The 17,430-nt window shown below is 63.3% G+C and carries 16 protein-coding genes and 3 pseudogenes; 10 read left to right on the forward strand and 9 right to left on the reverse strand.

Annotation, left to right across the window (positions count from 1 at the left end; genetic code table 11):
• The 3 genes and pseudogenes from EOA85_RS38755 to EOA85_RS38760 all read left to right on the forward strand — a co-directional run.
• A pseudogene (locus EOA85_RS38755) lies at nucleotides 1-413 on the forward strand (transposase); the annotation flags it as partial.
• Nucleotides 414-618: 205 nt separating this feature from the next.
• A complete protein-coding gene (locus tag EOA85_RS08540) occupies nucleotides 619-951 on the forward strand; it encodes a hypothetical protein (RefSeq protein ID WP_127209075.1) in 333 nt (110 codons plus the stop codon).
• Nucleotides 952-1,422: 471 nt separating this feature from the next.
• Nucleotides 1,423-1,710 (forward strand): hypothetical protein, encoded by a 288-nt coding sequence (locus EOA85_RS38760; RefSeq protein ID WP_245485643.1) that lies wholly within the window; start codon nucleotides 1,423-1,425, stop codon nucleotides 1,708-1,710.
• A 123-nt stretch (nucleotides 1,711-1,833) separates the two neighbouring features.
• Here the strand turns inward: EOA85_RS38760 and EOA85_RS38765 are convergent.
• Nucleotides 1,834-1,978, reverse strand: a pseudogene (locus EOA85_RS38765) (recombinase family protein); the annotation flags it as partial.
• Between the two features lie 31 nt (nucleotides 1,979-2,009).
• Here EOA85_RS38765 and EOA85_RS38770 point away from each other — a divergent pair.
• Together EOA85_RS38770 and EOA85_RS08555 are read left to right on the forward strand one after the other, a co-directional pair.
• Nucleotides 2,010-2,126: pseudogene (locus EOA85_RS38770) on the forward strand (hypothetical protein); the annotation flags it as partial.
• A gap of 87 nt (nucleotides 2,127-2,213) precedes the next feature.
• A complete protein-coding gene (locus EOA85_RS08555; protein WP_245485645.1) occupies nucleotides 2,214-3,053 on the forward strand; it encodes a hypothetical protein in 840 nt (279 codons plus the stop codon).
• Here the strand turns inward: EOA85_RS08555 and ftsZ are convergent.
• Together ftsZ and EOA85_RS08565 are read right to left on the reverse strand one after the other, a co-directional pair.
• A complete protein-coding gene (gene ftsZ, locus EOA85_RS08560) occupies nucleotides 2,971-3,978 on the reverse strand; it encodes a cell division protein FtsZ (RefSeq protein WP_127209078.1) in 1,008 nt (335 codons plus the stop codon). The genes EOA85_RS08555 and ftsZ overlap by 83 nt on opposite strands.
• Nucleotides 3,979-4,185: 207 nt before the next feature.
• Nucleotides 4,186-4,971 carry an SDR family oxidoreductase gene (locus EOA85_RS08565; RefSeq protein WP_127209079.1) on the reverse strand — a complete coding sequence of 262 codons (786 nt, stop codon included), beginning with the start codon at nucleotides 4,969-4,971 and terminating at the stop codon, nucleotides 4,186-4,188.
• Between the two features lie 75 nt (nucleotides 4,972-5,046).
• Between EOA85_RS08565 and uxuA the strand changes: the two genes are divergently transcribed.
• Nucleotides 5,047-6,231, forward strand: a complete 1,185-nt coding sequence (uxuA, locus tag EOA85_RS08570; protein WP_127209080.1) for a mannonate dehydratase — start codon at nucleotides 5,047-5,049, stop codon at nucleotides 6,229-6,231.
• Between the two features lie 22 nt (nucleotides 6,232-6,253).
• On the opposite strand, the gene EOA85_RS08575 is transcribed toward uxuA, so the two are convergent.
• The 6 genes from EOA85_RS08575 to EOA85_RS08600 all read right to left on the reverse strand — a co-directional run bounded on the left by EOA85_RS08575 (nucleotide 6,254) and on the right by EOA85_RS08600 (nucleotide 12,977).
• Entirely contained in the window at nucleotides 6,254-7,147 is an 894-nt protein-coding gene (locus tag EOA85_RS08575; protein WP_127209081.1) for a sugar phosphate isomerase/epimerase, read from the reverse strand.
• A 118-nt stretch (nucleotides 7,148-7,265) separates the two neighbouring features.
• Nucleotides 7,266-8,204: an ABC transporter substrate-binding protein gene (locus EOA85_RS08580; protein WP_029348335.1), complete on the reverse strand. Its 939-nt coding sequence runs from the start codon at nucleotides 8,202-8,204 to the stop codon at nucleotides 7,266-7,268.
• A gap of 78 nt (nucleotides 8,205-8,282) precedes the next feature.
• Nucleotides 8,283-9,281, reverse strand: coding sequence for a ribose ABC transporter permease (locus EOA85_RS08585; RefSeq protein ID WP_127209082.1), 999 nt, complete (start codon nucleotides 9,279-9,281; stop codon nucleotides 8,283-8,285).
• The gene (locus EOA85_RS08590) at nucleotides 9,278-10,822 is read right to left on the reverse strand and encodes a sugar ABC transporter ATP-binding protein (RefSeq protein ID WP_127209083.1); all 1,545 of its coding nucleotides are present in this window, start codon (nucleotides 10,820-10,822) and stop codon (nucleotides 9,278-9,280) included. Before EOA85_RS08590 ends, EOA85_RS08585 begins: the two co-directional genes overlap by 4 nt.
• Complete coding sequence (locus EOA85_RS08595; RefSeq protein WP_127209084.1) at nucleotides 10,819-12,198, reverse strand: carbohydrate kinase; 1,380 nt, start codon at nucleotides 12,196-12,198, stop codon at nucleotides 10,819-10,821. The genes EOA85_RS08590 and EOA85_RS08595 overlap by 4 nt, the downstream gene beginning before the upstream one ends.
• Nucleotides 12,195-12,977, reverse strand: coding sequence for a DeoR/GlpR family DNA-binding transcription regulator (locus EOA85_RS08600; protein ID WP_127209085.1), 783 nt, complete (start codon nucleotides 12,975-12,977; stop codon nucleotides 12,195-12,197). Before EOA85_RS08600 ends, EOA85_RS08595 begins: the two co-directional genes overlap by 4 nt.
• Before the next feature lie 199 nt (nucleotides 12,978-13,176).
• Here EOA85_RS08600 and EOA85_RS08605 point away from each other — a divergent pair, with 199 nt between their 5' ends.
• The 4 genes from EOA85_RS08605 to EOA85_RS08620 form a co-directional block, all read left to right on the forward strand.
• Nucleotides 13,177-14,220 (forward strand): class II aldolase/adducin family protein, encoded by a 1,044-nt coding sequence (locus EOA85_RS08605; RefSeq protein WP_127209086.1) that lies wholly within the window; start codon nucleotides 13,177-13,179, stop codon nucleotides 14,218-14,220.
• 1 nt (nucleotide 14,221) lies between these two features.
• The gene (locus EOA85_RS08610; protein WP_127209087.1) at nucleotides 14,222-15,523 is read left to right on the forward strand and encodes an FGGY-family carbohydrate kinase; all 1,302 of its coding nucleotides are present in this window, start codon (nucleotides 14,222-14,224) and stop codon (nucleotides 15,521-15,523) included.
• Nucleotides 15,520-16,374 carry a TIGR01459 family HAD-type hydrolase gene (locus EOA85_RS08615; protein WP_127209088.1) on the forward strand — a complete coding sequence of 285 codons (855 nt, stop codon included), beginning with the start codon at nucleotides 15,520-15,522 and terminating at the stop codon, nucleotides 16,372-16,374. Before EOA85_RS08610 ends, EOA85_RS08615 begins: the two co-directional genes overlap by 4 nt.
• 178 nt (nucleotides 16,375-16,552) lie before the next feature.
• The coding region (locus EOA85_RS08620) for a gamma-glutamyltransferase (protein ID WP_245485644.1) at nucleotides 16,553-17,430 on the forward strand (878 nt) is incomplete at its 3' end.

The raw sequence follows: 17,430 nt of genomic DNA on the forward strand, positions 1-17,430 counted from the left end.
CAGAGCGATCAACGGGCTCGGCTGTTGCACAGCGTTCCAGGCGTTGGCGCACTCAACGCAACCGCGTTGGCAGCAGCGGTCGGCGACGTGTCGGCGTTTGCCAAGGGGCGTGACTTCGCTGCTTGGCTGGGGCTTGTTCCACTCAGATCACGACCGGCGGCAAGCCGCAACTGACGGGGATAAGCAAGCGCGGGAGCACCTACATGCGCGTGCTGTTGATCCATGGCGGGCGAGCCGCACTGCCATATCTGGCGCGTATGGACACCCAACTCGGCGCCGGGCTAAGAGCGCTGCTGCAGCGCGCCAAGCGCAATGTGGTGGTCGTTGCGCTTGCCAAGAAGCTGGCCCGGATCGCCTGGGCCGTCATGTCAAACCAGCGCCCCTACGAAGCCGTGATCGCCTCCAAGGGGTAAGGAGTTTGGTCGAGCCGGCGCGTCCCGGCATCTGCTCGGCCGCATGAAGTCTGCAGGAGATGTACATAGAGATGGCCCATTGGTTGATCGGCGTTCGGCAAACCTGTCGGCAGGCAACGGCCCTTCGAGGTCGTGTATCTTGTTAGGAGCCGGGCGCGCGAATCTCCATCTTGGCAGGGCGCCTGAAGCGTCGAGGCCGGATACATTGGTGCAGACCGGTTGTTCCACTCAAAACATTCCGCTTGCAGACGGGGCGGGCCATACATTGCCGGCGGCCGCGCCGATCGCGAGACGGCCGGACCGCGGCGGATTGCCTGTGACGCTGCTCCGTCAGACCGATGGAAAAGTGCGCTACGACGGGTCGAGCGCTGCTTTCGTGCAGCCGATTAACCCCGTCGCAGAGCGCGGAAGACTGCACGGCGCATCGGAACTCGTGCCAAAACGCGGCATCGTGGCGGAGAGAATAAATTCGTATATTATCGCACAAAAAGAGAGGAGCGACGATGTCGAAAAGATCACCGGAAGCACAACCGATTAAGATGGAAAGATAAAGGCCCCCAACGTGCGTGCTCTGACGGTCGTTTGTTTTCAATTAGTTACGTAGCAATTTCACAATGTCTGAATATTCGCTGCACCTTGCGGCAATGACGATTCCTGAATGGTTTTGATGGCTTAATGCAATGTGCAGTGCTTCGGGCAATGACCGGGCAAGGGTTGGAGCCGGCAAGGGGGAGTTCGGAGTGCCGGCGCTTGGCTAGGCCGTGGGGCCATCCATCCTGACACGAATGCGCGAGCCATCGTGCTACGGTGGCTATAGTCGCGATATCCGATATGCCTTTGGGAGCGAAGAGGAGAGATCACCACGACCAGGATCAACCGCCGCGCCTTGCTCGCCCACTCGGGCGCCGCCGCCTTCGGCTCAACAGTGGCAGCGAAGGCTTGTGCCACAGAGAGAGCGCGTCGAAACCTAGCGCCAACTGACGAACTGAAGGCGTTGACTGAGGTGCATGTGACGGCATACGCCGCGTTCGGCAAGGCCATCCATGAGATGGATGGCAGCAGTCGCGACCACGACAGAGCCAGCCGGGAAGGGGAAAGGGCGTTATTGGCCATTTGCGCCTACCCTGCGGTCAGCGGTGGGGATCGCTTCGCCAAGGCCCGATATCTTTTGGAGATCGAGGCGCGTGGCGAACTCGACCTGCCAGAGCACATTCGGGCTCTTCTTCGTTCGACGATTTTGGACATGAGACTGCAGCCCAGTTGGCCTCCTTCAGGTCATCCGAAGACCGCCAACTAGCAGAAGCGCGTCGAGGTTTTCCGACGTCCGCTTTGCGCCGCATCTCGGACGTTTAGGCAAACTTTGCGTTCGCTCGTAAGCTGACATGCAGTCGGTCCGCTAGTGGCAGCTTCGCGCCATCTGGGTTGTGATGTCGATCTGATCCCGCAGCGATCGGAAATGCACTCCCTTCGTCCTTAGGTCCTCGATGACCTCCAGCAGGGCGTGCGCGCGAAGCGCCGGAGCCATGCTCCTGGACAATGACTGCGCAGCCGGTGGCGATCGGCACGCGCAAGGCCCGAGCCAGGAAGCTGCACACCATGAAGCGGCCGGTTTCCCTCCTTTCTGGCTTGCTTACCTGCGGCTGCTGCGGTGGGCGCTACGGCCTGTTCACACGCGAGCGCTATGCTTGTCTCAACCATCAGCGCCGGGGCATATGCGACAATGGCCGTACCATCACCCGCGAGAAGATCGAGCAGCGAGTCCTAACAGGCCTGAAGGTAAGGCTGGTCTCGGCCGATGCGGTGGCCGAGGCGATCAGAGCCTATGCCCAGGAGACCAACCGCCTCAACCAGGAGCGTCGCGCGCAGGGCGAACAGGACCGCAAGGCACTCGACAAGATCGAGCGCGCCATCGCCGGCATCATGGCCGCGATCGAGGATGGCCTGTACCAGCCTTCGATGAAAGCAAGGATGGAAGACCTGGAGCGGCAGAAGGCGGAGATCACCGAGCGTCTGGCGTTGGCGCCGACTGATGTGCCCGACCTGCATCCCAACATTGCGACTCTCTACGGCAAGCGGGTCGAGCAACTCACGCAAGCGCTTGCCGATCACAAGGACGGACGTCCAGCCGCCGAGGCGTTGCGCTCATTGATCCGAGAGATCGTGCTCACGCCAGGCGACAAGCGCGGGGAGGTGCATGCGGAGCTACGCGGCGAGTTGTTCGGCATCCTCGAATTCGCCAAACCAGACCGAAATCAAAAGTCTGACGATGTTATGACAAAAGGGGTTGCGGGTCCCCGCAACCAAATACGCAAAACGGCCCGCCTCAGTGCGGGCCGTTTTGCGTTTGCGGCCTGCCGCGCTCGGTTCATCAGGGCCTGCAAGGGAGGCGAGCCGCCACAGCTGGACAGAGAAAGAAAGTCAAGTCCTGTCCCGGCAACCAGTTTCGGCATAAACCCCCAGCAATCTCGGATGGTTGCTGGGGTTTTCTTTGATGCCGGCGTCACTTGTTCGTCGACATTCCAACCGGCGCTGCCAGGCCATGAATTTCTTTTGTCGATCAATTCACACGGTTTTCCAACCCCGCCGTCAGCGGTATCTCGAGCCCGCGACGCAATCCCGTCGCAACAACCGACACCCTGAATTTTCCGGCGAGCGCCTTGTCGAAAATGGCGCCGACGATGATATCGGCGTCGGCGTCGACCTCCTCGCGGATGCGGGTGGCAGCTTCGTCGACCTCGAACAGCGTCATATCAGTGCCACCTGATATCGAGACAAGGACGCCCTTGGCGCCCATCATCGACGCTTCGTCGAGAAGCGGGTTTGCGATCGCTGCTTCGGCCGCCTTCCTGGCGCGGTCCTCCCCGGTGGCTTCGCCGGTTCCCATCATCGCGCGACCCATATCGCGCATCACCGACTTCACATCGGCAAAGTCGAGATTGATCAGCCCTTCCTTGACGATGAGATCGGTGATACAGCCGACGCCGGCGTAGAGGACGCGATCCGCCATGGTGAACGCGTCCGCGAAAGTCGTCCTGGCATCGGCGATCCTGAAGAGGTTCTGGTTCGGGATGACGATGACGGTATCGGCGCTTTCGCGGAGCCGCTCGATGCCCTCATTGGCGGCATGCATTCGACGGTTCCCTTCGAAGACGAACGGCTTGGTGACGACGGCCACGGTCAGTATTCCCGCGTTGCGCGCGGCCTGCGCTATGACCGGTGCTGCACCAGTTCCGGTTCCGCCTCCCATGCCCGCGGTCACGAAACACATATGCGTTCCCGCAAGATGGTCCATGATTTCGTCGATCGATTCCACGGCCGCGGCATGGCCGACCTCGGGCAGGGATCCTGCACCAAGGCCTTCCGTGACGTGCGCTCCCAATTGGATCAGCCGCGTTGCCTTCGACATGGTGAGCGCCTGAGCATCGGTGTTGGCGACGATAAATTCGGTGCCCTGCAAGCCTTCGGCGATCATGTTGTTAATGGCGTTGCCGCCACCGCCGCCAACCCCGATGACGGATATTTTGGGCCTCATCTCCGAGATTGCCGGCCTCGTTGCGGTGTTCATTTGCCGTCTCTCCCATTGAATGCGCCAGCGCAGCGGTCGGTGGAAGGCTTGCTCCTGGCGCACTGCAAAGACTTTGGACAGTGAGCGAATCAGGACAGCCCAGCGTAACCAAGGGAATCAGACGGTTGAACCGGCTGCAAGTGCAGTATGCAAACTCGCGCATGTTAAGCGTCATTGGTTTGCCGGCCGAGACCGATCTTCCTGTTTCTACTTCACGCCGATGCCGGCCGTCAGGCCGCCATCGATCCTGTAGTCCGCACCGGTGCAGAACCCGGCTTTCGACGAACACAGAAAGGCGATGAGTTCCGCCACTTCCTCGGGCTCGCCGATGCGCCCGATGGGGTGGGCTTCGCCGAAGCGCCTGTAGGCGGCCTCGACATCGGCGTCGGTGCCATTCTCGCCGCGCGCCGCCTTTTCCAGGATCGGGGTGCGGATCGAGCCCGGGCTGACGGAATTGACGCGAATGCCGGAGCGCGCGTAGTCAAGCGCCAGAGAGCGCGTCAGGGTGTGGATGGCGCCCTTGGTCGTTGCATAGGCGGCGACGTTCTGCTGGCAGGCGAAGCCCTGCACCGAAGCCACGTTGACGACGGCGCCGCCGCCTCTCTTCATCATCTCGGGAATACCGAAATGCGCGGTCAGGTAGATCGAGCCGACATTGACGGACATCGCCTGGTTCCAGGTGTCGAAATCGGTGCTAACAGCGGTTCCATATGGATGGACCGCCGCGGAATTGACGATGATATCGAGGCCGCCGAACCGCTCGACACCGGCCGCGATCGCATCGCGAACCTGATCCGGCACGGAGACGTCGACGGCCATGACCAGCGCCCCGGCGCCGGAGCTGTCCAGTTCCGCTGTCATCGCCGCGTTGGCCGCGCGGTCGATGCCGCAGGCGATGATCGCCGCGCCGCCCGCCGCAAGACGTCTGGCGGTTGCCAAGCCGATGCCGGTCGTCCCCGTCACCAGAGCGATCTTGCCGTCGAAATCCTTCATTGCGCAAACTCCTTTAATTTGACTTCCATTGTGGCCCAACAATACGGTTCTGTTTTATCGCAAAGGAAAGCCTCGATGGAACAATGCTGGCGCTGGTATGGCCCTGACGACCCGGTGACGCTCGATCATGTCAAGCAGGCCGGAGCCACGGGCGTTGTATCCGCCCTGCATAATATCTATGACGGCCGCGCCTGGCCTTTGGCGGATATCCTGGAGCGCAAGCGGATCATCGAGGCCGAAGGGCTGACCTGGTCTGTCGTGGAGAGCATTCCCGTCCACAATTCGATCAAGATCGGCTCGGCGGAACGGGTTCGCTATGTTGGCTGGTATAAGGACACGATCCGCGCGCTGGCGAAGGCCGGCATAAAGACCATCTGCTACAACTTCATGCCTGTGGTCGACTGGACCCGCACCGACCTTGCCTATCGGCTTCCAACGACGGGCTACGCCCTGCGTTTCGACGCGATCGATTTTGCCGCATACGACCTGTTCGTCCTGAAGCGCAGGAATGCCGAGGCCAGCTACAGCGCGGCACGTATCGCAGAGGCGGAATTACGCTTCAAGGCGCTGAACGACGAGCAGATCGACAGGATCGAGCGCAATCTCATCGCTGGCCTGCCAGCAACCGAGCGCAGCTACAACCGTGAAAGCTTTCGCGAGGCATTGGCGGAATACGATTCGATCGGGCCGAAGGAGTTGCGCAACAATCTTGCGTGGTTTTTGCACGAGATCATTCCCGTGGCCGAGGAGGAGGGGGTGCGCATGTGCATCCACCCCGACGACCCACCATTCTCACTCTATGGCTTGCCACGGATCGTCTCGACCGCCGAGGACGCGCGTTTCATCCTGAACGCCGTCGACAGCCCGGCGAACGGCCTGACATTCTGCACCGGCTCGTACGGTACGCGCGCCGAAAACGACATTGTCGGCATGGTCAAGGAATTCGCCGACCGGATCCATTTCGTCCATCTGCGCAATGTAACCATCGAGGATGACGGCTCCTTCTATGAAGCCGAGCATCTGGAGGGCGGCACTGACATGGCGCATGTCATCCTCGCTTTGATGCAGGAAGAGACGCGCCGCAGTAGGGAAGGTCGCGCCGACTGGCGGATTCCCATGCGTCCTGATCATGGCCATCTGCTCGCCGACGATATCGGCAAGACCAGGATCAACCCCGGCTACTCATTGATCGGCCGGCTGAAGGGCCTCGCCGAACTGCGCGGCATCATGCGCGCCGTGGAACGTTTTGATCTGGCCTGAGGATCGCAAACGGGAAGTGGTGCTAAGGTCGATGGCTTGATGAAACAAGCTCGGCCTTGCGCCGTGCCGTCTCCAGCCCGATGGCTATGAAGCGGCGCGCATGCCGGGCCAGTTCCATATTGTCGGTCCACAGATTGCGCCAGATGGCGGTTTTCTTCGACAGGTTCTCGTCGACGATCTCCGATGAGAAGGATTCGAAGCTGAGGTCGTCGCTATAGCCGATCGCGGTCAGCGCATCGAAGATCGCGGCGAAGTCGATGTTGCCGGTGCCGAGGAAGCCGCGATGGCTCTCGCCGATATGGACATAGCCGATCTTCTTCGCGGCGTGGCGGATGGCCAGCCCGACATCGGCCTCCTCGATATTCATGTGGAAAGTGTCGAGATGCAGGAAGATGTTGTCGGAGCCGGTGTCCTCGATGAAGGCTAGCCCTTGTGCGGCGGTGTTGAGCAGATTGCTCTCGAAGCGGTTGACGATCTCGAGGTTGAGCGTGACGCCGGCGGCCTTGGCGGTCTCCGCGACCTTGGCGAGCGTGGCAGCACTGCGGTTCCATTGATCGCGCGTCGGCGCCTCAGTCTGCAATCCGTGGCTGGTGCTGAGGATGCCGGCGACCTTCCGGCCGCCGAGATCGCGGGTGAGCGCGATCGTACGTTTCAGGATTTCGACGCCGTGCGCCGCAATCGCCTTGTCGGCGCTTGAAATGTCGCCGTCGGCCGGCAGTCCGATGCTGATCGCCACGCCGAGATCGAGGTCGGCGATGCGCCTGGCCAGCCCGCCAATGTCAACATTGGCAGGGTCGAGATAGGAGAATTCGATCAGGTCAAAGCCGGCCTCTTTGGTGTTGGCCAGCGTCCGTTCGAGGTCGCCTTGCGCCGAGCTTGCCGACCAGACGAAAGAATGGATTCCAATGCGCGACATGATCGTCTCCTGCTGGTCGAGAGCATCGGACCCAAAGTTGAAACCAGTTTTGGGAAAATCCGATGCTCAGACAAAAAAGGTGCGGCCGGTCATCCCGGCCGCACCTGCCTTGGGAGGCTTAGCGGGCTGCGGTCCAGCCCTTGTAGTCCTTCAGGTTCTCTGCCGTGATCAGCTGCGGGTCGAGCAGCACCGTCGCCTCGGCCGGCTTTTTGCCGGCGAGCACCTCAGCCGCCATCTGCAGCGACTGGCCAGCCATGACGTAAGGATCTTGCGAGGCCGAGGCCTTGATCATCGAGGTGCCGGAAGAGAGTTCCTTCTCGATGTCGGGCGCGCCGTCGACCGCGGTGAAGATGAACTCCGAGCGGTTGAGCTGCTTGGCCGCAAGCTGGGCGCCGATCGCCGTCGGATCATTGATGGCGAACACCGCGTCGATCTTGTCGAAACGGGTCAGCAGCGACTGGAACACCTTCAGGCCGCCGTCGCGCGACCCTTCGGCATTCTGGTCGTCGGAGAGGATCTTGATATCCGGGTGCTTCGCCAGCACGTCCTTGCAGCCTTTGACCCGCTCCAGGATCGACGACGATGCCGGGCCGTTCAGGATGACATAGTCGCCCTTGCCGCCGGTGTGGTCGACCAGATACTGGCAAGCCGCTTCGCCGGCCTTGACGTTGTTGGTCATCACGGTGACGTCGGCGCCCGGCGCCGAAACATCGAAAGCGGCAACCACGATGCCTGCCGCCTGCGCCTTCTTCACCGCCGGTGCGATCGCCTTGGCATCGACGGCGTTGAGCATGATCACGTCGACGCCGGCGGCGATGAAGGAGTCGACCTGCGAGACCTGCTTGTTGAGGTCGTAGTCGGCCGACACCGACGTCACCTCGACATTAGGATTGATCTTCTTGGCGGCGTCCTCGATGCCCTTGATGGTGGCGACGAAGAACGGGTTGCCGAGCAGGCCGACCGAGATGCCGACCTTGTTCAGATCCTTGGCCGAAGCCGGTGCGATGACGACGGCCGCAAGGGCAACGCCGCAGAGCAGTTTAGCGATGGTCTTCATTGTTTTCCTCCTGATGCCCCGCGCCTCTCACGGTGCGTTACATGAAACCGGGTCGTTGACGCCGGCGACTAAGGTCAATCACGTTCTTGCTCCTGCCTGGAGCCTGTAGCGGTCGAGGGCGACCGCCACGATGATGACCAATCCCTTGATGATGTACTGCCAGATGTCCGAAACACCGGCCAAGATGAGCCCATTGGAGAGCACCGCGATGATCAGCCCGCCGATCAGCGTGCCCCAGATCGAACCGACGCCGCCGACAAAGCTGGTACCGCCTAGAATGACTGCGGCAATGGCGTCGAGTTCGTAGGACTGCCCAAGCTGCAGCCCGTTGGCCGCGTAGAGGCGGGCCGCCGACATGGCGCCGCCAAGGCCGGCCAGAAGGCCGGAAACGCCATAGACGAAGAGCAGCACCAGCGGCACCTTGATGCCGGTGAGGCGCGCGGCCTCGGCATTGCCGCCGACGGCATAGATCCAGGTGCCGAGCACGGTGCGCTTGAGCACCAGCCAGGACAGCACCACGACCGACAGAGCGATGATGACCAGCCAGGGGATGCCGAACAGCGAACCGTTGCCGATGAAGTCGAACGGCAGGTCCGAGTTGAACACCGTGGTGTCCTGGCCGAGCAGGCGGGCGACGCCGCGCACGGCTGTCAGCGAACCCAGCGTGACGATGAAGGGCGGCAGCTTGATGTAGGCGACGAGCAGTCCGTTGATGACGCCGAAGCCGAGGCCGACCAGAATGGCCGCCGGCACGCCGAGCATGCCCCACTCCGGCACCAGCGACACCATCACCGCCACCATCGCCGAGGCGGCAAGAATGGAGCCGACGGACAGGTCGATGCCGCCGGTCAGGATGACGAAGGTCATGCCGGCCGCGAGCACGATGTTGATCGACGACTGCTGCGTGACGATCAACAGGTTGGTCTCGGTGAGAAAGCGCGGGTTCATCAACTGGAAGCCGGCCGCCAGCAGGATCAGGACCGGCAGCATGCCAAGCGCGGCGAAGGCGGTGCGCAGCCGCCTGCTCCTGCCGACCGCCTGGTCACCCGCGCTGATCTCGGTTGCCTTGTCGGTCATCCCTTGGCCGCTCCCGTTGCAAGTTCCATGATTGCTTCCTGACTGAGCGGCTGGCCGGCGGATGCCATAACTTCGCCAGCGATAGTGCCGTCTCGCATCACCAGCACGCGATCGGCGACGCCGATCACCTCCGGCAGTTCGCTGGAGATCATCAGGATGGCGATGCCCTTCTTGGCGAGATCGTCGATCAGCCGGTAGATTTCGGACTTCGCCCCGACATCGACGCCGCGAGTCGGCTCGTCGAGGATGAGGACCCGCGGCTCGGTTTCGAGCAGGCGGGCGAGCAGCACCTTCTGCTGGTTGCCGCCCGACAGCGAGCCGGCATTGGCCTGCACCGACCTGGTGCGGATGGAGAGGTCGGAAACGGCCTTGGCGGCGCGCCTTTCGGCCGTGGCGAAGTCGCGCAGGCCGCCGGCCTGCGCGTCCCTTGCGAGCACGCCCATGCTGATATTGTCGGAAATCGACATGTCGAGAAACAGACCGAGTTCCTTGCGGTCTTCAGTGAGATAGGCGATGCCGGCGTCCAGCGCCTCGCGCGGCGAGCCGATGGCTATCGGCTTGCCGTCGAGTTCCAGCGTGCCTGATGTGTGCCTGTCGGCACCGAAGATCAGCCGTGCGAGCTCGGTGCGGCCCGAGCCGACCAGGCCCGCCAGCGCCAAGACTTCGCCCTTGTGCAGGTCGAAGGAACAGTCCTTCAAAAGATTGCCGTCCGACATGCCCTGCACCGATAGCGCGATCGCGCGCTTGCTGTCCGGCGGGCGGTGATCCTTCTTGTAGAAGGCGGACAGATCACGGCCAACCATCATAGAAACGAGGCGCGAGGCGTTCAGATCGGCGCGGTCGAGCGTGCCGACAAAGCCGCTGTCGCGCAGCACGCTGACGCGGTCGGCAAGTTGGTAGACCTCTTCCATTCGGTGGCTGATGTAGATGATGGCGATGCCCTGCGACTTCAGCGTCGCAATGACCTCGAACAACCTGTCCGTCTCGCGCGAGGTCAGCGAGGTGGTCGGCTCGTCCATGACGATGATGCGCGCGCTGGTCGACAGCGCGCGAGCGATCTCGACCAGCTGGCGTTCGCCGAGCGACAGGCTGGAGACCGAGTCCCGCGCCGAGAAAGAGACGCCGAGCCGTGCGATGATCTCGTTAGCGCGCCGATTGCACTGATCGCGGTCGACGATGCCGAACCGTCTCGGCTCGTTGCCGAGGAAGATGTTCTGCGCAACTGTCAGGTTGGGCGCCAGCGACAGCTCCTGATAGATGACCGCAATGCCGTTGGCGCGCGCCTTGATCGGGTCGCCGGTCGCAACCGGTGTGCCGTCGATCAGGATATCGCCGCCTGGATCCGGCCGATACGCGCCGGACAGCACCTTCATCAGCGTGGACTTGCCGGCGCCGTTTTCGCCCATCAGCGCGTGCAGTTCGGCGGCGTAGACGGCCAGCGACACGTCCTGCAAGGCGCGGATCGGGCCGAACGTCTTGGAGATGTGCCGCATCTCCAGCATCGGCTGGCGCGCCGTCTCGATTTGGGCAGCGGCGGTCATCGTGCACCTCGCGCTGCAGTTTCAACGATGCCTCGATCGCCGGAGAGGCCGCGCCAGCTGTCGCGGTATCCAGCAAGACCAGCGAAGCCGGAGGCGCACACCGGCTCCGGCGCCTCGGCGGCAAATTCGCGTCCAACACTCTCGAAGGCAAGAGCCGCCGCTCCGGTGGCGCTGCCCTCCAGCGTGGCGCCCTGCATGAAGGGCTGGCCGGGGCGCAGCTGCGCCAGCAGGGCGGCGAGCACGCCGCCACTGTTCAGCCCGCCATCGACGATTACGGTATCGTTCGAATGGATCAGGTCGAGACACAGATCGATCATCAGTGCGACATAGAGCAGTGCCACAGCCGCGCGCTCCTCCGCGTTGGGTGTGCGCCCGACCAATTCGCCGGGATGGCCAGGCATCGGCCCGCCCGGGGCGAAACTAGGCAGCGCCATGATGCCGGCGTCGATCACCTGCTGTACCGAGGAGCGGGCGATTGCGCCTTGCCAGCCGGCGCTGATTGTCGCGAATTCACGGCCGCCCATGAAACGGATGGTCGGCACCGGGCCAGCATCGACATCGACATTGACCAGCATGTCGCGGTCGCGGTCGAGCGCGTCGAGCGGGCAGTCCGGGTTGAGCACGACGACCCAGGTGCCGGTCGAGACGACAGTGACCGGCCCAAGCTCCTGCCGGCGATAGGCATGGAGCGCCGCATTGCTGTCATGGACACCGTTGTGGATGGCAATCGGCTGTGTTGCCCCGCCGAAGCGCCGCTCGCCGATGACAGCTCCGGCACGCTCAAAGGCGGGCATCTGGCCGCGCCAGCCCTCGGCGTCGACCAGCGAACTGAAATCGCGCTTGCGCGGCGCCCACAGATGCGAGTGACAGCCGAGATAGGACACTTCCGAGACCGCCCGGCCGCCAAAGCGCCAGCTCCAGTATTGCGGATAGCCGAGGATCGATTTCGCGGCATCGAACGCGCTGGGTTGCACCGCCTTCAGCCACAGCATGTGGCGACCATAGTTGAAGCCGAGCGGCAGGAGCGGCGAGAAAGTCTCGGGAAAATCCGGAATGCGGCGATCGATCTGCGCGGCGATCTCAGCCGGTGGCTCCTGCTCGTAGTCGAGAATAGGATGCGTCAGCGCCGCATTGTCGACCAAGGCAAAGGTGCAGCCATGGCCCGAAACCATCAATCCTTCCACACCATGATTGTCGACCGCTTCGCCGACGACGCGAGCCGCCCAATCGTGAAGCGCTGTCTCGTCGAGCACACTGAAGTCGCCTTTGCGCGTCCAGTTCGGCTGAGTCCGGCGCTCATCGAGTATCTGCCCGTCCTGACCAAAGACGAAGAGCTTCGAGTTGGTCTTGCCGAAGTCGAGGACGGCCACCTTCACTGCAGGGCTCCAGAGGCAGAGGCGATCCGCACCGTGACGCCGGCGTCTTCGAGCATGCGTGCGTCCGCATCGGACAGGCCGTCATCGGTCACCAGCGTGCCGATGCGGGACAGAGGCAGCGCGACGTTGCGCGCGTGGATCGACAGTTTGCGGCTGTCGGCCAGCACCACGATCTGGTCGGCGCATAGGCTGAGTTCGACGATGGAGCGGACCAGCAGCGGATGCGATTCCAGCACGCCCTCCGGGCCGATGCCTTGCGCGCCAAGAAAGAATTTCGACGCATAGAACGGCACGGCCTGGGTGAGCGAATGGATGATGCCAGGCTCGCGATGAAGCTCACCGCCGGCGATGGTTAGGCTGCAATGACCGTGGTCGCTCAAATAGGCGATGAGCGGCATCGAGTTGGTGTAGAGCCGGATGTTGCGGTCGGCGAGCTTGGCACCGAGATGGAAACAGGTCGAACCGCCATGCACGATGACGGCGTCGCCATCGCGCACCATGGTCGCGGCGAGAGCCGCGATCTGCCGCTTGGCTTCGACTGCGAGATCGCGGTTCTCGTCATAGGGCCTGGCATAGGCGACGCCCGCCTGCGAGGCGCCATCGAGCGCCGAGATGCCGCCATAGACCTTTCGTGCTTCACCGGCCTCATCGATCTTGTCGATGTCGCGCCGCACCGTCGCTGCCGACACGCCGAGCCGCTCCTGCAGCTCGCGCACTGAGGCGAAGGGGCGATCCCGCAACAACTCGACAATCTGACGCTGGCGGCCGGAGTCGCTCAACGGATACCCTCCCGAAATGCCATTTTGCCACGGCAATTGGTGCAACTTACTCAACACCGATCAGATTGCAAGCTCGATTTGACTAGACAAGATCACTATTGACGTAACTTACTCGCATCTGCGATACCAGCATCACTCGTTATCCCGGCAGCGGGATATCCAAAGCCGTGGCCACGCGGCCGTTTGTGAGGGAATTTCGATGGCAAACTCTGCGGATGCGCAGGAATTGGCTAATTTGCGGTCGCTTTCGGCCAGCATCGGGCGCGACCCGCATTTGACCCAGGCCGCGGGCGGCAACACTTCGCTGAAGGCTGGCGACACGCTCTGGATCAAGGCTTCCGGTACTTGGTTGAAGAATGCGCTCGCCGAAGACATTATGGTGCCCGTGGCGATCGCCCCGCTGCTCAGGGCTGTCGAACAGCGCGACCCGGCCGCCGATAAGCCACAGGGTTTCGCCATCGAGGCGCTCAACACACGCAGGCTGCGCCCCTCGATCGAGACCACGGTTCATGCCTTGATGCCGCAGCGCGTCGTCCTGCATGTCCACTGCGTCGACACTATTTCGCTTGCCGTGCAGGCCGACTGCGAGGCTCAAATCGCCAAGCGCCTCGATGGTCTCGAATGGGCGTATATTCCCTATCGCCGGCCGGGCCTGCCGCTCGCCCAAGGCATTGCCGAGCGCCTTCGACCAGGGGTCGATATGCTGATCCTTGCCAATCACGGCCTGGTCGTCGCAGCCGAGACCGTTGCCGGCGCCGAAGCGCTGCTGCGCCGCGTCACAGGGCTGCTGGCGCGGCCGCCCCGCGAGGTGGCGGAGCCCGACCTTGCTGCACTGACGGCGCTCATCGGACGCACCGGTTACAGGTTGCCGGCGGATGTCGAAGCGCATGCGGCCGCGATCGATCAGGAAAGCTGCCGCATGGCGTCGGGGGGCAGCCTCTATCCCGATCACGTTATCTTTCTCGGCCAGGGTTCGGTCGTGGCGAGACCCGGCGAGGACGTGAAGCGTGTCACCGAACGGTGCGACAATGCACCGGTGGCAATCCTGTTTCCCGGGCTTGGCGTGCTGATGCGCGGCGACGCGAGTGGCGGCGCCGACGCCATGCAACGCTGCCTTGCCGACGTGACGGCGCGGGTCGATGTCGCGGCGAAGCTGAACTATCTGACTGCAGCCGAGAACGACGAACTGATCAACTGGGACGCCGAGCAGTACCGCCAGAAACTCAATGCAGCCGGCAGCTGACATGGCGCGTTCGAAGGGCCCGCTTTCGATCGGCCCCCTTTCGATCGGCATCGACATCGGCACATCAGGTGCGCGCGCCGTCGCCATGCGCCCGGACTTTTCGATTGCCGCGCGTTCCGCCGTCCCACTCGACAGATTTGGCCAGAACGCCCCCGACCCCTCAGTGTGGTGGTCAGCGGTCGGCGCGGCGCTGACCGAACTGCTTTCAGGCATCGATCGCGCCGCGGTCCGGTCGATTGCCGTCGACGGCACTTCGGGCACGCTGCTGCCGGTCGACGGCGCCGGGCGGCCGCTCGCCGAACCGTTGATGTACAATGACAAGGTCGATGACGACGCTATTCTGGCCGTGATCGCGCGCGAGGCGCCGGCAGCGAGCGCAGCACTTGGGGCGACGTCCGGTCTCGCCAAGGCGCTCTGGTTCCAGCGACGGCCCGGCGTTGCCGCGGTGCTGCATCAGGCCGACTGGATCGCGGGACAGTTCTCCGGCCGTTTCAATGTCAGCGACGAGAACAATGCCCTGAAAACCGGCTACGACGTCGAGGCCCGGCGCTGGCCGGACTGGATCGCGGCGACCGGCATGCGCATGGAACTCCTGCCTCGCGTCGTCAAGCCGGGCGACATCACGGGAACGCTCTCCGCGAGCGCCGCGGATTTGTTCGGCCTGGCGCGCGACGTCGCCGTGGTCGCCGGGACAACGGATGGCTGCGCGTCATTCCTGGCGACGGGCGCTGCGGCAGTTGGCGACGGCGTCACCGCGCTGGGGTCCTCGCTGACCATCAAGATCCTCTCCGACCGGCCGATCTCGGCGCCGCAGTTCGGAATCTATAGTCACCGGTTGGGAGATGCCTATCTGGCGGGTGGTGCGTCGAATTCGGGCGGCAAGGTGCTGGCGCAACATTTTCCCCTCGCGCGCATCATCGAGTTGAGTGCGGCGATCGACCCAATGACGGAGACGGGCCTCGACTATTATCCACTTCCCGCGGTCGGCGAACGCTTCCCGGTAGCCGATCCTGCCCTGCCGCCGCGTCTGACGCCGCGGCCGGCGGACGACGCCGACTATCTGAAAGGAATGTTGGAGGGCATTGCCGAGATCGAGGCGCTCGGCTATCGCCGGCTTGCCGAGCTCGGCGCGCCTCGGCTGAACTCGGTCAGAAGTGTCGGCGGCGGTGCGGCAAACGCCGCCTGGACCGCGATCCGGCAGCGCAAGCTGGGCGTCGATTTTCTGCCGGCGCTTTCGGACGAGGCGGCCGCCGGCACGGCGCGGCTGGCGCTGATGGGCGCAATCGAAGCGGGGCTTTTGTGATCACGAAGACAGTTGAACATGTCGATGGCATCGGAGCGCTGGTTGAGCGCTATCAGGTGTTCCTGCTCGATCAGTTCGGCGTGCTGCACGATGGTACAAACCCTTATCCGGGCGCCGTGGAGGCATTGTCGGCGCTGAAGCGCGCAGGCAGGACGATTGTGCTGGTCTCAAACTCGGGCAGGCGCGCGCGGCCCAACGAAGCCCGCTTGCTGAAGCTCGGCTTCCAACCAGGAAGCTGGGATCAATTTGTCTCCTCCGGCGAGATCGCGTGGCGGTCCTTTCACGAAATGGCGATATCTGGAACGCTGCGCCCAAACACAAAGTGCCTACTGATCAGCCGCGAGGGCGATCGCTCGGCGATTGAAGGCCTGCCTTTCGCGTTGACCGGTGACGGCGACGATGCCGAGCTGGTGCTGATCGCCGCCAGTGAGGGCGATCGCTATGACATCGATCACTATCGCAGACTTTTTGCACCGGCAGCAATGCGGCAGGTGCCGTGCTTCTGCACCAACCCCGACAAGATCATGCTGACCGCCGTGGGGCCTCGCTTTGGCGCCGGTCAGCTTGCGGATCTCTATGAGAGCCTCGGCGGCAGCGTCACCCGTATCGGCAAGCCCTATACCCCGATCTTCGACGCCGCGCTGGCGCTGGCGGGCAACCCGGACCGAAGCAGCGTGGTCTGTGTCGGCGACAGCGTCGAACACGATGTCGCCGGCGGAATTGGCGCCGGCGTGGCGACTGCGCTGGTCCTATCCGGAATATTGGCTGACACCCCTGACCTGGCCGAGCTTTTCGACAGTCTGGATGCCTACCCCGATTACACCACGGATGTTTTTAAATTCGCTGATTGAGGCCGGCAGTTTTCCAGGATTGGGCGCTGCCACGACAATGATACTGTCGGTCGTGGTGCTTGGTGGCGCAGCCCTTTGGCTGCCCGTGCCGGTTCACATCTGGTTGGTCGGAGGCTATTGATCCTGCATGCGTGATTTTCAACTCCCCGGTCGGTCGCCGGTTCGTGCGACGGAAGCGATGGCCGCGACATCGCACCCTCTGGCGACACTGGCGGCGCTCGAGATGCTGCGGTCCGGCGGTAACGCGATGGATGCAGCCGTGTGCGCGGCGGCGGTGCAGGCGGTCGTCGAGCCGCAATCGACCGGTATCGGCGGCGACTGTTTTGTCCTCTATTGTCCCAACGGCCAAGGCGAGGTTCTGGCCTTCAACGGCTCCGGCCGCGCACCTGCGTCAGCGACGGCTGAATGGTATCTGGACAGGGGGCATGTCGAACTGCCTGAGTCCGGTCCGCACGCGGTCACCGTGCCGGGCGCCGTTGACGCCTGGTGCCGGCTGCTCGAGAAGCACGGCAGAAAGGGCATCGACGCCGCGCTCGCACCTGCCATACGCTACGCCGAACAGGGCTACGTCGTCCAAGACCGCGTCGCCTTCGACTGGGCTGAAAGTGCTGCCTTGCTTGCCGCTGACGAACATGCCGCGCGGATATTTCTGCCGGATGGAAGGGCGCCGCAGGCAGGCGAGTTGCACCGGCAGCCGCAACTGGCCGACACCTTGCGCATCGTCTCGCGCCGTGGCCGCGCCGGCTTTTACGAAGGCGAGGTTGCGGACGACATGGTCTCGCGTCTGCGCGCGCTTGGCGGGCTGCATGCGCTCGAGGATTTTGCGGCCACGAAGGGTGAGTATGTCAGGCCCGTCGGTACGTCCTACCGAGGCTACGACATCCATCAGATGCCGCCGAACAACCAGGGCCTGACGGCACTGATCATGCTGAATGTGCTATCAGGCTTCTCGCTCGGCGCGCTGGAACCGAACGGCGCCGAGCGCTTTCACCTCGAGATCGAGGCTGGGCGGCTTGCCTATCAGGACCGCGACAATTTCATCGGCGACCAGAACCA

Origin of the sequence: Mesorhizobium sp. M5C.F.Ca.IN.020.29.1.1 (assembly GCF_003997375.1) — a bacterium.
Classification (GTDB): domain Bacteria; phylum Pseudomonadota; class Alphaproteobacteria; order Rhizobiales; family Rhizobiaceae; genus Mesorhizobium; species Mesorhizobium wenxiniae.